Source organism: Actinomadura verrucosospora (assembly GCF_039540335.1).
GTDB classification, from domain to species: domain Bacteria; phylum Actinomycetota; class Actinomycetes; order Streptosporangiales; family Streptosporangiaceae; genus Spirillospora; species Spirillospora verrucosospora.
Genome location: NZ_BAABEV010000001.1, coordinates 434,531 through 448,562, shown reverse-complemented (window position 1 = coordinate 448,562; position 14,032 = coordinate 434,531). Strand labels below are relative to the sequence as shown.

Below are 14,032 nucleotides of genomic sequence, written 5' to 3'. Positions count from 1 at the left end.
CGTCAGAACGTCCCGCCGTCCACGACGACGCGCTGCCCGGTCACGTAGGACGCGGCGTCCGAGACGAGGAACCGGACCACGTCGGCGACCTCTTCGGGCGTGCACACGTGACCGTAGGGGGACGCGGCGTCCTGCTGCCGGATGTCCTCGATGCCGGCCGTCGCCCTGACCAGACGGCGGCCCATCTCGGTGTCCACCAGGCCGGGCGCGACGACGTTGACGTGCATGCCGTTGCCGCGCTCCTCCTTCGCGACCACCCGGGCGAGCGCCTCCATCGCCGCCTTGCCCATCGCGTAGGGGCCGCCGAACGGCGGCATCAGGTCCGTGGCGACGCTCGAGACGAAGACCATGTCGCTGCGCTCGGCGCGCCTCATCAGCGGGATCAGCGCCTGGCTGAGGTGGTGCGGGCCGAACGCGTGCACGCGCATGACCCGCTCCAGCTCGGCGGGGTCGGTGTCGGCGACGCTGTTGCCGCGGCTGGCGATCCCGGCGCTGTGCACGAGGATGTCCAGCTCGCCCAGCTCCGCCTCCACCCGCGCGGCCAGGGAACGGCACTGGTCGAGGTCGTCGACCGAGGCGCGGAACGCGCGGCCCCAGGCCCCCGCGGCCTCGATGTCGGCGACCGTCTTGCGCGCGGCCTCGTCGTCGCGCCGGTAGGCGACGGCGACCCTGGCGCCGTCCGCTGCCAGCGCCAGGGCGATGGCCCGGCCGATTCCCCGGCTTCCTCCGGTGACCAGGGCCGTGCGGCCGTCGAGAGAACTCACGCGACACTCCTTCGTCGGGTTGCTTGCGGCGCTCCCATCCTGCACGGCCGCGCGCCCGCGCCGTAAGCGGCCCCTGACATGAGCTAGTCCGCGACCGCCGCCTCGATGACGTGGTACGCGGTCTCACGCAGCGGCCCGGTCAGCGAGACGGCCGTGAGCCCCGCGCCGTCCAGCAGCTCCCGGAACTCGGCCTCGGTGCGTTCCCGCCCGCCGGTCGCCACGAGCATGTTGAGGTCGTTGCGGACGATGCCCGCCGTCTCCGGCGCGGCCATCTCCGGCATGACCTGCTCCAGGAGCAGCACCCGGTCGTCCGGGCCCATCGCGGCCCGGCAGTTCCGCAGGATCGCGGCGGCCTTCTCGTCGTCCCAGTCGTGGATGACGCTCTTGAGCACGTAGGCGCCGGGGCCCGCGGGGACGGCCTCGAAGAAGTCGCCCGGCACGATCTCGGCCCGGTCGGCGACGTCGGCCAGGGGGCCGGACGCGTCGGCCAGCCCCGTCGGCAGGTCGAACAGGACGCCGCGCAGGCCGGGGTGGGCCCGCAGGATCGCGGCGAGCAGCGTGCCGTCCCCGCCGCCGAGATCGGCGACCGTCCCGTAGCGGGCGAAGTCGTGCGCCTCGATGAACGCCGGGGCGACGTCGCGGGTGTGCTCGGCCATCGCCCGGTTGAACGTCGCCGACAGTTCGGCGTCCGAGGCGAAGTACTCGAACGGCGTGCTGCCCGTCACCCGCTCCCACGCGTACTCGCCCGTGCGGACCGTCTCGGCCATGTCGCCCCACGTCCGCCACACCTGCGGGCCGCAGAACAGCCTGATCAGCGAGCGGATCGAGTCGGGGGCGTCCGCGCGCAGCCGCCGCCCCTCCTCCGTCAGCGCGAACAGGTCCGGCTCCTTCTGCTCCACGACGCCGAGGCCGGCGAGGCCGCGCAGCAGCCGGTGCAGGGACGGCGCGTGGGCGCCGGTCGCCTCCGCCAGCTCGGTGCTCGAACTCGGCCTGCCTTCGGTGAACGCGTCCGCCACCCCGAGCTCGGCGGCGACGTGGATCATCTGCGCCGGCATGAACCCGAAGGCCAGGTCCATCAGTGGTGATCTGGGCATGGTCGACTCCCTTCCTTGTCCTCCACGACGCTAGGAGGCCCCCGGAAGGGATGTATTGGACGTTTGGAACCTCGCCCGCGCCCGCGATCAGCCGGTGCGGGCGCGCAGCCAGGCCGCGGCGGCCTCGACGTGGTCGTCGGTCAGGCCGGTCAGCGGGTCGATCTCCACGAGCAGGTGGTCGGCGACGTCCGGCTCCCCCGCGATGCACTCGGTGGCGTCCGGCTCGTCCTCGAACCAGACGAACGGCCGGTCCTCCGCCCACGCGGCGACGTGCCGGGCCTTCCAGGCGCCCAGCGTGCGCCCCTCCGTGATGCCGGGGAACCGCGGGATCGGCACGAACGGCAGTTCCGGAAGCCCGATGCGGGGAGCGATCCACTCGTTGGCGCTGTCGCACCAGTAGCTCGCCCAGGCCAGCTCCGCGCCGGTGGACTCGGCCAGGTGGAGAAGCGCAGCCCCGTGCCCGGGATAGAGCCACAGCTTGTACGTCATCCCGTTCGGGGAGCACTCGTGCCGCTGGAAGCCGCGGTGCGGCCGCTCGAACGGGTTGAGCACTCCGTCAACGTCCAGCAGAACCACCGGCGACCCCATACACGGACCGTACGGCATCCCGGGCCGCCCGTCGAAGGCGATTCGGCGCGCGGAGTCTTAGGCCGCCGCCGAGCGGGCATCGTCCCTGCATGTGCCGCCTGTTCGGGATGACCACGGGAGGACCCCGCGTCCGCGCCACCTTCTGGCTGCTGGACGCTCCCGACAGCCTGCGCTCGCAGTCCCGCCGGATGCCGGACGGGACGGGTCTCGGCTGGTTCTCGCTCGGCGGGGAGCCCGTCCGCGACCGCGCCCCCGTCGCCGCGTTCCAGGACGCCGACTTCAACTCCGAGGCGCGGCACGTGGTGTCGCACACGTTCATCTCCCATGTCCGGTACGCCTCGACCGGCGCGCCCGACGTCCACAACTCCCACCCCTTCGTCATGGACGACCGGCTGTTCGCCCACAACGGGGTGGTGCGGGGCGTCGACGTCCTCGGCTCCTGGCTCACGGACGTCGAGCGGGCGCCGATCAAGGGGCAGACCGACTCGGAGTACGTGTTCGCCTACATCACCGCGGAGATCCGGCGGCAGGGCGACACCGCGTCCGGGCTGATCGCGGCCGTCCGGCGCATCGCCGCCGAGTTGCCGGTCTTCGCGTTGAACATCCTTTTGGCCGAGTCGGGGCGGCTGTGGGCGCTGCGCTACCCCGACACCCACGAGTTGTGGGTGTCCACCCCGCACCTGACCGAGCCGGGCGCGGAACGCCACCTCGGCGCGGGGCGCGAGGAGGGCCAGGTGAAGGTGTCCAGGCACCGCGAGCCGACGCCCGCGTGCGTCCTCGCCAGCGAGCGCCTGGACGACGACCCCGGCTGGCGGCTCCTGGACCCCGGCGAGCTGCTCGTGCTGGACGGCATGGAGGCCTCCTCGGTGTTCCCGTTCGACGCGCCCGCGCACCCGCTGACGGTCGCCGACCTGAAGGGGGCCGAGTCCACCTCGCAGGCATGATCGACTGTCACACCCGGGACATAGAGTGGACGGCCGAACCTGCGAGGAGACCCGAATGACGCAAGAACTCACGCTGATGGCCGTCCACGCCCACCCCGACGACGAGGTGCTGGGAACCGGCGGCCTGCTCGCCCGCAGCGCGGCCGAGGGCGTTCGCACCGTCCTGGTCACCTGCACGAACGGGGAGCAGGGCGACGACTCCGGCGGCGTGAAGCCCGGCGAGCCCGGGCACGACGCCGAGGAGGTGGCGCGGCGCCGCCTCGCCGAGCTGCGCGAGTCGGCCTCCCTGCTCGACATCGGCCACCTGGAGCTGCTCGGCTACCGCGACTCCGGCATGGACGGCTGGTCGACCAACGACGACCCGGCGGCGTTCGCGAACATCCCGCTGGAGGAGTCCGCCGCCCGGCTCGCCGCGCTGATGGAGCGCTACCGGCCGCAGGTGGTCGTCACCTACGACGAGAACGGCGGCTACGGGCACCCCGACCACATCCAGGCCCACCGGATCGCGCTCGCCGCCGCCGAGCAGACCGGCATTCCCGACAAGCTCTACTACACGGCCATTCCCCGGTCAGGGATCAAGCAGATGTTCGAGGCCGCCCGGGCCGCGGGTCTGGACCTCGGCTTCGAGCCGCCCGAGGACTTCGGCACCCCCGACGAGCTGATCACCAGCGTGCTGGAGGTCTCCGCCCATTTCGAGGCCAAGCGCGACGCCCTGCTGGCGCACGCCAGCCAGGGCGAGAACATCTTCCTGCTGAAGCTGCCGGAGGAGATGCAGAAGGCGGCGTTCTCGTCGGAGGCGTTCGTCCGCCGCTTCAGCCGGATCGAGGCGCCGGCCCGGGAGGACGACCTCTTCGCGGGCCTCAGGTAGCGCGGCGCTGCGCCCGGAAGTGGTCGAGGACGTCCTGGCGCAGCAGGTAGCCGAACCCGGCCCGTTCGAGGCGCAGCGCCAGGCCCGCGCGGTCGGTGCCGAGAGCGGCGGCGGTGGCGCCCAGCCGCCAGTCGTGCTCGGCCAGCCGCTTGAGGAGGTACCCGCGCCTGACCTGCGCCTCCGAGAGTCGGAACGTCTTCAGGTAGGCGATCTCGCCGTCCCCGCCGGTGATCATCTCCCCGATGTGGTTCTCCCGGCCCAGCGCGAACGAGGGCAGGAACCGCGCCAGCTCGAACCCGTGCAGCGACTGCACCCTCTGGCGCGACCCGTCCTCGTCGAAGAGCCGCCCGGCCATGACCTCGTCGTGGAAGGCGGCCCACTCCGCCTCGCGGATCTCCACCGCGGCGCGCAGATCGCCCAGGGTCCTGATCCCGGCGGGGTCGATCGGCGCCGACAGGTCGCGCGCCGGGGCGCCCAGCAGGCCGTACATGTAGATCAGCTCACCGAAGAGGTCCTCGACCAGCGTCGGGTGCAGCGCCCGGTAGTCGTCGGGGTGCGGCACGACGAACGCGCTGGCCAGGGCGTCGGCGGCGTACACCAGCACGCCGCACTGCCCGGGATGGATCTCGAAGATCCTCAGCGCGTCCTCCAGGCCGCCCACCCGCCGGCCGAGGTAGGTCTCCTCGCAGCGCGGCGACAGCCCGTGCGCGACCGCCCGGCGCGACCACTCCTCCCAGGCGATCTCCGGACCGCCGAAGTGCAGCGCCAGATAGCCCTCGACGGCCAGGTGCAGGGGAAGGAACCGGAGCCGGTCCTTGCCCGCCTTCCTCGCCATCCGCCGCGTGAACCGCACGGGCATGCGCGGCGGGGCCGCCCGGGTGTCCCGCTCCAGGAGGCGCGCCCCGTACGAGGCGGCCTGCGCCTGGTCGCCCTCGCTCCACGTCGCGACGAAGGCGTGGGGCACGAACGAGACATAGGCCGCGTCACCCACGTCCACGACGGTCACCGGCTCCTCGAACGCCTTCCGGTGCAGCCTAAGGTGCGGCACGGGCTCGTCCCGGACGAGGGGGACGAGCCTGATCGAGCCCCACACCTGCGCGGGCCTCGTCTCCAGCCCGTCCAGCGCGGTCGTCATACACCCTCCCCGAGGAAGCGGGCGGTCCGGTCGGCCAGGTGCGCCCGCAGCTTCGGCAGGCCGACCCGCCCCTCGGCGAACCGGGCCAGCTCGACCAGCGTCGGCAGGTCCTCGGCGTCCCGGACGCCCGCGGTCGGTACGCCCGGCGCCAGCCGCCGCACGTCGAATCCGTCCGCGTCGTACACCGGGTTCAGGTGCACGATCATGACCCGCTGCCCCGGGGCGCGGCGGTGCCCGGGGTCCAGGCGCGTCCGCCAGACCCGCAGGACGTCCGCGGCCAGTCCCGGCGGCGCGTTGTCCCACCCGTCGGAGACGATGAGGAGCCGCTCGGGCGCCGTCTCCAGCGCGTCGATGATCCGATGGCCGAGCGGCGTCGGACCGGACGGGTACGTCAGCAGCGCGTCGGTGCGTCCCGACGTCCACAGCGGCGTGTACTCCTTCGCGAGCGCCTCCAGCAGGTAGTGCGCGGCGAGCGCGACCGCCAGCGGGCGCCTGCGCTTCTCCCCCGAGCCCAGCGAGGAGTAGCTGTCGTCCAGAACGGCCGTGACCCGTCCCCACGAGCCGCGCGCGGCCCCGGCCACGCGCCGGGCGGCGGTGCGCAGCGCCAGGGTCAGCTCGGCTCGCCGCCGGGCCCGGTCGTCCAGCGGCAACGCCAGCACGTACGAGGCGAGCCTCGTCAGCGGCATCTCGCCCAGGTCGGCCCGCACGGCCTCGACCTTCGCCTCCCGCGCGCTCTCCTGCAGGCGCAACCGCTCCAGCCGCGTCATCCGGTGCTGGATCCGCTCCAGGAAGACCTCGCGGGGGATCTTGTGCTTGGCCGCGAAGCCCTCCGCGACCGTGTACGGGAGCTCGTAGATCGCGGCCTGCTCGTAGTGCGCCCGCCGCCACTGCTCGTAGAGGGGCGTCTGGAACGCCTTGACGCCGGACGGCGCGAACAGGAACGCCGCCTGCTCACCCCGGAGCCGCAGATGCGCGTGCCGCGCCGCGTCCTTCACCGCCGTCCGGTACTTGACGGAGTCGAAGGCCGGGTCGCGGCGCCCGGCCATCCAGTCGCGGATGACGGCGCGCGTCCGCCGGTTGTTCACGCCGAGCCGCCGCAGGTCGCGGAACAGCCGGTACACCCGCTGCGGCGGCAGCGTCTCCAGCCGCCGGGCGATCAGCCGCCCCTCGCCGCGCCGCCGCTCGACCCCCACGTCGCCCGCGCGCACCAGGAGATTGCGGATGATGATCGCCGCGTTGTGGTCGTTGACGTCCAGCGCGAGCACCGCCGCGTACATGTCGCGGTAGTTCTCCAGCATGTACTCGTGCAGGAACTCCAGGCTGAGCCGCTGCTCCCCCGAACCGTGGTGGAACTCCCGCTGCCCGGTGGACGTGATCGCCGCGTTCACGAACATCAGCACGTCCTCGCACGCGACGAGGTCGGCGAACGTCTCGCTCATCACTCCCCCGGTCGGTCGAAGGCGCCGGCCGGGGAATGGGGGCGCGAGCAGCGAAGCATCGCTTAATAGGCAAGTTCCGGAAGTCGCACCGAAGTCCCGCGGCCGGCCCCCGCACCGTAGCACCGCATTTCTCGCGAATCCCCTCATTAATCATGAGGGTTGAGGGCGATCGGCCCCCTTGCGGAGTCAGGGGCGGTAGGTGCCGAAGTACCACTCGTTGCCGTCGGGGTCGCGGGCCGCGTAGTCGCGGGAGCCGTAGTCCTGGTCGGCCGGCTCGCGAAAGATCTCGGCCCCGGCGGCCTTCGCGCGGGCGTGGTGGGCGTCGGGGTCGTCGACGGCGACGTAGACGGCGGCCGTGGCGGTCGAGGCGGGCCCGAACATGATGAGGCCGGTGTCGTAGCGCATCTCGGCGTGCACGATGGCGCCCTCGTCGTCCTTGTGCACGTCCACGGGCTCGAAGCCGAACGCCTTCTCCAGCCAGTCGAGCGTCCTGGCCGGGTCGGCCGCCCGGATCAGCGGGTAGAAGGTGCGGCGGATCTCGCTGGTCATGTCGTCCCTCCCTGGGTCTGGGATGCCCAGTCTGCGGGAAGCGGAGTCCCCCGTCTTGGACGAATGTGACCTGCTCTTCCGGCGATCAGCGGCGGGCGGCGTCGCGTTCGGAGGCGAGGCGGCGGGTCTCCGGGGAGACGGGGGCGCCGAGGATCGCCGCGACGACGTCGATCAGGTAGCTGGTGAACAGGCGGTCGTCGGTGCGGGGGCCGGAGCGGGCGCGGCGGGCCAGCTCGATCGCGGCGTACAGGATGGCGGTGAAGCGGCGGTGCAGCCGGGCCGCGTCCTCCTCCAGGAGGGGTTCCACCAGGGTCCGCCACCGGCAGAGGCTGTCGCGCGGGTCGTCCAGGACCGCCATGGGGACGAGGGGCTCCGGGCGGTTCAGCACGTCCGCCCAGATCTGCAGGTACGAGCGCCCCGACGCGTCGGCCAGGCGGGTCGCCATGGGCCGGACGAGGGCGGCGGCCAGGGGGCGGACGCCCTGCTCGCCGTCCTCGTAGGCGTCGAGCAGGGCGTGCCGGCGGGCCTCGACCTCGGGGGCGTGCCGGGCGAAGATCGCGCGCAGGATCCCGGCGCGGTCGCCGAAGTGGTACTGGACGGCCGTGGCGTTGCGGGCGCCGGCCTCCTGGAGGATCTCGCGGAGGCTGACGGCGTCCACGCCGCGGGCGGCGTAGAGGGTCTCGGCGGCGTCCAGCAGTCGTTCCCGTGTGTCACTCATTGCCGATCGCATGCTCCAGGGCCTCGGCGTACCGCTCGCGGGCGGCCTCCCGGCGGGTGGGCAGGTGGCCGGACGGCCACAGCCCCTCGACGGGCTCGACGTCGCGCAGCAGCTGCCGGGCCACGGTGATCTTGTGGACCTCGGTGGGGCCGTCGGCGATGCCCATCGCCTCGGCCCCCATCATCATGGCGGCGAACGGCATCTCGTTCGACACGCCGAGCGCGCCGTGCAGGTGCATCGCGCGCTGGACGACGTCGTGGTAGACCTTCGGCATCGCGGCCTTCACCGCCGCGATGTCCTTGCGGACGGCCTTGTAGTCCCGGTGCTTGTCGATGAGCCAGGCGGTGCGCAGGACGAGCAGCCGGAACTGCTCGATCTCGATCCAGCTGTCGGCGATCTTCTCCTGGGTCATCTGCATCCTGGCGAGCGGGCCGAAGCGCGTGCGCCGGGAGACCGCGCGCTCGCACATCATGTCGAACGCCTTGCGGACCTGCGCGATTGTCCTCATGGCGTGGTGGATGCGGCCGCCGCCGAGGCGGGTCTGGGCGATCGCGAACGCGCCGCCCTCGTCGCCGAGGAGGTTCTCCGCCGGCACCCGGACGTCCTCGTAGCGCAGGTAGCCGTGGGAGCCCTCGCGCTCGCCGCCGACGCCCACGTTCCGGACGGTGACCAGCCCGGGCGCGTCGGCCGGGACGATGAACATCGACATGCCCTCGTAGGCGGACACGTCCGGGTTCGTCACGGCCATCACGATCAGGAAGGTCGCGTGGCGGGCGTTGGAGGAGAACCACTTCTCGCCGTTGACGACCCAGCCGTCGCCGTCGCGGACGGCGCGCGTGGTGAACAGGGTCGGGTCGGCTCCCCCGTGCGGCTCGGTCATCGAGTACGAGGAGGAGATCTCGCCGTCCAGCAGGGGGCGCAGGTAGCGCTCCTTCTGCTCGGGCGTGCCGAAATGGGCGATGATCTCGGCGTTGCCGGAGTCGGGCGCCTGGCAGCCGAACACGGACGGCGCCCAGCGCGAGCGGCCCAGGATCTCGTTCAGCAGCGCGAGCCTCACCTGCCCGTACCCCTGGCCGCCCAGTTCGGGACCCAGGTGGCACGCCCACAGGCCCTTCTCGCGCACTCGGTCCTGGAGGGGGCGCACGAGCCGCTTGTAGCGGGGGTCGGACTTGTCGTAGGGGTCGCCGAGCACCAGGTCCAGGGGTTCGACCTCGTCCCGGACGAAGGCGTCCGCCCAGTCGAGAAGTTCCTGGTAGGCGGGGTCGGTCTCGAAGTCCCAAGCCATGGCGAGCCTCCTCGGTCGTCTTCCCCGATAATCGGTGTACCTCAGTAAGTAATGCAAGTGCATGACTGTTACTCTCCGGTACATCGAGCGACGGAAAGGGACCGCCGTGCAGCCTGAGCAGATCGACCGCGCCCTGGTGGACTTCGACGTCCTGGCCGGGTGGATGGAGGGCCGGGGCCTGCCGGGCGGCCCGTTCGAGGACGTCCAGCGGCTGGCGGGCGGCACCCAGAACACGCTGGTCCGGTTCCGGCGGGGCGGACGCGACTACGTGCTCAGGCGCGGCCCGGGCCACCTGCGCGCGAGGACGAACGAGGTCCTGCGGCGCGAGGCCCGCGTGCTGGGGGCCCTCGACGGAACCGACGTCCCCGCGCCGCGCCTCATCGCGGCCTGCCCGGACGAGACCGTCATGGGCGGCGCGGTCTTCTACCTGATGACCCCGGTCGACGGCTTCAACGCGTCGGTCACGCTGCCCGATCTGCACGCGCGCGACGCGGGCGTCCGGCGCGAGATGGGACTGAACGCGGCGAGAGCGCTCGCCGCGCTGGGCGCCGTGGACCACGAGGCGGTCGGCCTCGGCGACTTCGGCAAGCCCGAGGGCTTCCTGGAACGGCAGGTGGGCCGCTGGATGTCCGAACTCGACTCCTACAGCGCGCTGGACGGCTATCCCGGGCCTGACATCCCCGGGCTTGACGACGTCGCGCGGTGGCTGGAGGAGCGCCGTCCCAAGGCGTGGCGCCCGGGGATCATGCACGGCGACTACCACCTGGCCAACCTGATGTACTCCTTCGACGGCCCGGAGGTCGCCGCGATCGTCGACTGGGAGATGAGCACCATCGGCGACCCGCTGCTCGACCTCGGCTGGCTGCTGGCCACCTGGCCCGACCGCGCCGACCAGAGCGCCGCCCTCGCCGGGCCGCTCGGCGCCGCGGGCGGCCTGCCCACCGCCGAGGAGCTGGTCGAGGTCTACGCCGAGCGCGCGGACGCCGTCGCCGGGCGCGACCTGTCGTCCATCACCTGGTACGCGGTGCTGGCCTGCTTCAAGCTCGGCATCGTCCTGGAGGGCACGCACGCCCGCGCGTTCGCGGGCAAGGCCCCCAGGGAGACCGGCGACCTCCTCCACTCGATCACGCTCGGCCTCTTCACCCGCGCGCACGGCTTCATCGGCTCCTGAGCCCCTCGCCCCGGCGATCGTGAACTGCCAGGATCTCCCTCACGAGGAGGTGCGATGGAGATCCACAAGGGCGGGCCCGGCGACGCGCCGATGATGCTGGCGATGCTGGACGGGGCGGTGGCGTGGCTCGCCGCCAACGGCCGCACGGGCCAGTGGGGCGGCGAGCCCTGGTCGGAGGATCCGCGCCGCGTCGAGCGGATCTCCGCGATCGCCCGCGACGACGAGATCTGGGTGGCGCGGGTCGACGGGCGGCCCGCCGGCGTCATGGCGGTCGCGCCCGGCCCCCCGCACTATGTCGACCCGGTCGACGAGCCGGAGCTCTACATCACCCTCCTGGTCACCGACCGGGCGTTCGCCGGGCACGGGGTGGGCGGCGCGCTGATCGCCAAGGCGAGGGACGAGGCCAGGGCGAAGGGCGTGGGCCTGCTGCGCGTCGACTGCTACGGCGGCGGCGACGGGCGGCTGGTGGAGTACTACCGGGGCAACGGCTTCGAGACGGACGCCGCCTTCACCGTGGGCGACTGGCCGGGACGGGTCCTGTCCCAGCGTGTCGGCGGGTAGGCCGCCCGCTGCTTGAAAAACCGCGCGGCACGTCGCAGCCTGGAAACGACCGGCGCGAACGGGGCAGTCGGTGACGCCCTTACGCCGCACGGACGGCGACCGAGCCGCTCGCCTCGTTCCGCCGGTCCGACCCTCATGTCGCATTCCTGCCAGCCAGACTGCCCTGCCACGGGGCACGCTCGGAACATGCACAGGAACTTCCGCTTCGGCGTGGTGGGCGAGTCGATCCGCTCGGGCGCGGAACTGGCCGGCACGGCCCGCCGCGCCGAAGAGCTGGGATACGACGTCCTGACCTTGCGGGACCACTTCGTCGCCGAGCCGTTCGGCGAACAGCTCGCGCCCATGGTGGCGCTGGCGTCCGCCGCGGCGGCGACGAGCACACTGCGGCTGGGCACGATGGTGCTGTCCAACGACTTCCGGCACCCGGTCATGCTCGCCAAGGAGGCCGCGACGCTCGACCACCTGTCGGGCGGGAGGTTCGAGCTGGGCCTCGGCGCGGGCTGGCTGCGCGAGGAGTACGCGGCCGCCGGGATGCCCTTCGACCCGCCCGGGACGCGGGTCGGGCGGCTGGCGGAGTCGCTGCGGATCCTGCGCGGCCTGCTGAGCGGCGAGAAGAGCTCGTTCACCGGCGAGCACTACACGATCGACGGCCTCACGGTCTTCCCCCGTCCGGAGCAGCGCCCGCCCCTCGTCGTCGGCGCGGGCAGCCGGCGCATGCTCGGCATCGCCGGCCGCTACGCCGACACCGTCGGGATCCTTCCCCGCGCCCTGCCCGAGGGGACGATCTCGGACGAGCTCTCCGAGCGCCTTCCCGACACCATCGCCCGGAAGGTCGACTGGGTCCGCGAGGCCGCCGGGGACCGGGACGTCGAGCTGAGCATGATGGTGACGCCCGCCTTCGGCCCCGACCCCCGCCGCGCCGCCGCGAAGGTCGCGGTGACGCGCGGCTGGGGCGCCTCGTCGACCGAACTCGTCCTCGGCATGCCGTCCCAGTTCGTGGGCCCGCCTGAGCACATAGCCGAGCAGATGCTGGCCCGCCGCGACCGCTTCGGGTTCACCTATTACCAGGTCCCGGACGCGGCCATGGAGGCGTTCGCTCCCGTCATCTCCCTCCTGGCCGCCTAGAGGGGGTCGGCGAAACCGGCGTTCATGGCAAGGCTCAGCTCCGGCTCGGTGAGCCGATCTCCCTCCAGGGCGTCGACGGCGCCCGTCCTGGAGGACCACGACGCGGTGGCACAGCTGTCGCGGGAGCTGGCGCGCGAGAACGCGGGCACGCTGAAAATGGGGATTCCCCGGTGATCTTTCGATACCGGGGAATCCCCGTTTTCCATGCACCGGCAGCCCTGCGCCGGGTCTTGGAGAGGCCCTGCGAACCGGTCGTGGCCGGGCTCACATTCGCACTGTGAGCCGTTTCACGAATGGTCCGCCGGCCTCATGTCATGAGCCGAAAGGCCGGGGATTGCCCTTCTTCCCGGCGCCGGAGCCCCAGGAAAGGACCTCCCACTTGACGCCCTTCAGGTGGCCCTCGCCGGAGCCGGCGTCGTACTTGCTCGCCGGCTTCTTGCCGTCCAGCAGGTACCGGAAGGTGTAGGTGTCGAGGTCGAGCATCACGCCCCGGTGGGACGGCTCGCCGGGCCCGCGGTCACCGACGAAGCCGGTGATGCTGCGGCCCTTGTAGGTCACCTTGACCTTGGTGTGCATGGGCCAGCTGGGGCTGGCGAACAGGCCCTTCTGCATCGGCTTGCCGCCGGCGGGGGCGCCGGTGTCGCCGTTCACTCCGGACCCGTCGTCCCAGAAGTAGGACGCGGTCGTCTTGCCGCTGAGCAGGGCCTTCGGGCCCTTCTTCACGGGCTTGGCGGCCTTCTTCGGCTCGGCCTTCGCGCCGGCCTTGGTGTCGGCCTCGGCCTTCACGGGGGCCCTCGGCACGGTGAACCCGCCCAGCGCGCCCTTGTCGGCGGGCCGCTCGGGGGTCTGGTGCTCCTGCGCGGCCACGGCCTGCTGCGGCAGGAACTGCTTCTTGGGAGCGGAGTCATCGCTCGCGGCGGCGACACCGGCCACCATCATGCCCGCGAGGGCGGTGCCGGTGACGCCGGTCAGGATGACGTTGATCGCTCGCTGCTGCATGGGGATCCTTCGTTCGGGGTACAGGGCTGCCGCTCGGCACGGGAAGGACACGCAGGTCACGCGCCTGTTTCCGGGCAGGGGTGAACGGCTCCGAGACTCGAGACTCGGGAGATGCCGCCGCGAAAGAGACCCGCCTTGGAACGATCCACGGGCATGGTGGACCGCACCCGCGCTCAGCCGCGCACGACCGGGCTCGGACGTGCGTGATGACACGGGTTCGGGTGAAGCGGGAAGGATGCCGACCGGGGGCTCACGGGCCCAGCACGGTGCGCGGCCGCTGCATGGTACGGCTGCGTTCGGCGAAAGTGATCCCGCCTGGCGGGCGGGAAGCGGCGGTTATGCGATTGGCCAGGTCAAGGCTTCTTTGACCCTGACCTGGGGATGACTATATACGGCATTACCGTGCTTTCGCCAAACGGGGGATTTCTTTACCTTTGAGAAGGTAGATCTTTTAACCCCGAACTGGGGCGGAACGCCTTTCCCGTCGGGGCTGAGGGCCAGTCGCCGGGCGCCGGTTCCACACCAAGAAAGATCTTTACTTCGGTTGGACCACCCGCGCTCCGGCCCGGCGGGACCGCTCCGCCACCGGACGCGGGAACAGCCCGGGCCTCATGGGCGCTGAAGTCGCGTGGCCGCAGACGTGCACGCTGGAGCCGTCACAGCGTACGTATGACCGCAAAAGGGAAGCGGCCCGCATGATCGGGGCCGCATGATCGGGGCCGCGTGGCGCCGTACACCCGCACGGCGCATCCGCAGACCCGCACGGCCGCGAGCCGCGCGGGACGTCGTCAG

General features: G+C 72.2%; 15 protein-coding genes. 5 read left to right on the top strand and 10 right to left on the bottom strand.

Features of this window, described 5'->3' with window-relative positions; translation table 11 throughout:
• Positions 1 to 2 precede the first annotated feature (2 nt).
• The 3 genes from ABD944_RS02270 to ABD944_RS02260 all read right to left on the bottom strand — a co-directional run bounded on the left by ABD944_RS02270 (position 3) and on the right by ABD944_RS02260 (position 2,446).
• Positions 3 to 764, bottom strand: a complete 762-nt coding sequence (locus ABD944_RS02270; RefSeq protein ID WP_345171776.1) for an SDR family NAD(P)-dependent oxidoreductase — start codon at positions 762 to 764, stop codon at positions 3 to 5.
• 83 nt (positions 765 to 847) lie between these two features.
• Positions 848 to 1,858 carry a methyltransferase gene (locus ABD944_RS02265; protein ID WP_345171773.1) on the bottom strand — a complete coding sequence of 337 codons (1,011 nt, stop codon included), beginning with the start codon at positions 1,856 to 1,858 and terminating at the stop codon, positions 848 to 850.
• Positions 1,859 to 1,945: 87 nt separating this feature from the next.
• Entirely contained in the window at positions 1,946 to 2,446 is a 501-nt protein-coding gene (locus tag ABD944_RS02260; protein ID WP_345171770.1) for an HAD domain-containing protein, read from the bottom strand.
• A gap of 89 nt (positions 2,447 to 2,535) precedes the next feature.
• Between ABD944_RS02260 and ABD944_RS02255 the strand changes: the two genes are divergently transcribed.
• A complete protein-coding gene (locus tag ABD944_RS02255; RefSeq protein ID WP_345171768.1) occupies positions 2,536 to 3,390 on the top strand; it encodes a class II glutamine amidotransferase in 855 nt (284 codons plus the stop codon).
• A 55-nt stretch (positions 3,391 to 3,445) separates the two neighbouring features.
• Entirely contained in the window at positions 3,446 to 4,258 is an 813-nt protein-coding gene (locus ABD944_RS02250; RefSeq protein ID WP_345171765.1) for a PIG-L family deacetylase, read from the top strand.
• On the opposite strand, the gene ABD944_RS02245 is transcribed toward ABD944_RS02250, so the two are convergent.
• The 5 genes from ABD944_RS02245 to ABD944_RS02225 all read right to left on the bottom strand — a co-directional run bounded on the left by ABD944_RS02245 (position 4,251) and on the right by ABD944_RS02225 (position 9,384).
• A complete protein-coding gene (locus ABD944_RS02245) occupies positions 4,251 to 5,393 on the bottom strand; it encodes an ARPP-2 domain-containing protein (protein WP_345171763.1) in 1,143 nt (380 codons plus the stop codon). The two genes, ABD944_RS02250 and ABD944_RS02245, sit on opposite strands and share 8 nt — an antisense overlap.
• Positions 5,390 to 6,832: a hypothetical protein gene (locus ABD944_RS02240; RefSeq protein WP_345171760.1), complete on the bottom strand. Its 1,443-nt coding sequence runs from the start codon at positions 6,830 to 6,832 to the stop codon at positions 5,390 to 5,392. Before ABD944_RS02240 ends, ABD944_RS02245 begins: the two co-directional genes overlap by 4 nt.
• Before the next feature lie 186 nt (positions 6,833 to 7,018).
• Entirely contained in the window at positions 7,019 to 7,381 is a 363-nt protein-coding gene (locus ABD944_RS02235; protein WP_345171757.1) for a VOC family protein, read from the bottom strand.
• A gap of 85 nt (positions 7,382 to 7,466) precedes the next feature.
• Positions 7,467 to 8,099, bottom strand: coding sequence for a TetR/AcrR family transcriptional regulator (locus ABD944_RS02230; RefSeq protein WP_345171754.1), 633 nt, complete (start codon positions 8,097 to 8,099; stop codon positions 7,467 to 7,469).
• A complete protein-coding gene (locus tag ABD944_RS02225) occupies positions 8,092 to 9,384 on the bottom strand; it encodes an acyl-CoA dehydrogenase family protein (RefSeq protein ID WP_345171752.1) in 1,293 nt (430 codons plus the stop codon). Before ABD944_RS02225 ends, ABD944_RS02230 begins: the two co-directional genes overlap by 8 nt.
• 106 nt (positions 9,385 to 9,490) lie before the next feature.
• Here ABD944_RS02225 and ABD944_RS02220 point away from each other — a divergent pair, with 106 nt between their 5' ends.
• The 3 genes from ABD944_RS02220 (at position 9,491) to ABD944_RS02210 (ending at position 12,241) form a co-directional block, all read left to right on the top strand.
• Positions 9,491 to 10,555, top strand: a complete 1,065-nt coding sequence (locus tag ABD944_RS02220; protein ID WP_345171750.1) for a phosphotransferase family protein — start codon at positions 9,491 to 9,493, stop codon at positions 10,553 to 10,555.
• Positions 10,556 to 10,609: 54 nt separating this feature from the next.
• A complete protein-coding gene (locus tag ABD944_RS02215) occupies positions 10,610 to 11,116 on the top strand; it encodes a GNAT family N-acetyltransferase (protein WP_345171748.1) in 507 nt (168 codons plus the stop codon).
• A 186-nt stretch (positions 11,117 to 11,302) separates the two neighbouring features.
• Positions 11,303 to 12,241: a TIGR03621 family F420-dependent LLM class oxidoreductase gene (locus ABD944_RS02210; RefSeq protein WP_345171746.1), complete on the top strand. Its 939-nt coding sequence runs from the start codon at positions 11,303 to 11,305 to the stop codon at positions 12,239 to 12,241.
• Here ABD944_RS02210 and ABD944_RS02205 read toward each other — a convergent pair.
• Both ABD944_RS02205 and ABD944_RS02200 read right to left on the bottom strand, forming a co-directional pair.
• Positions 12,238 to 12,390 (bottom strand): hypothetical protein, encoded by a 153-nt coding sequence (locus tag ABD944_RS02205; protein ID WP_345171744.1) that lies wholly within the window; start codon positions 12,388 to 12,390, stop codon positions 12,238 to 12,240. The genes ABD944_RS02210 and ABD944_RS02205 overlap by 4 nt on opposite strands.
• A 163-nt stretch (positions 12,391 to 12,553) precedes the next feature.
• Positions 12,554 to 13,240 carry an RlpA-like double-psi beta-barrel domain-containing protein gene (locus ABD944_RS02200; RefSeq protein WP_345171742.1) on the bottom strand — a complete coding sequence of 229 codons (687 nt, stop codon included), beginning with the start codon at positions 13,238 to 13,240 and terminating at the stop codon, positions 12,554 to 12,556.
• Positions 13,241 to 14,032 lie beyond the last annotated feature (792 nt).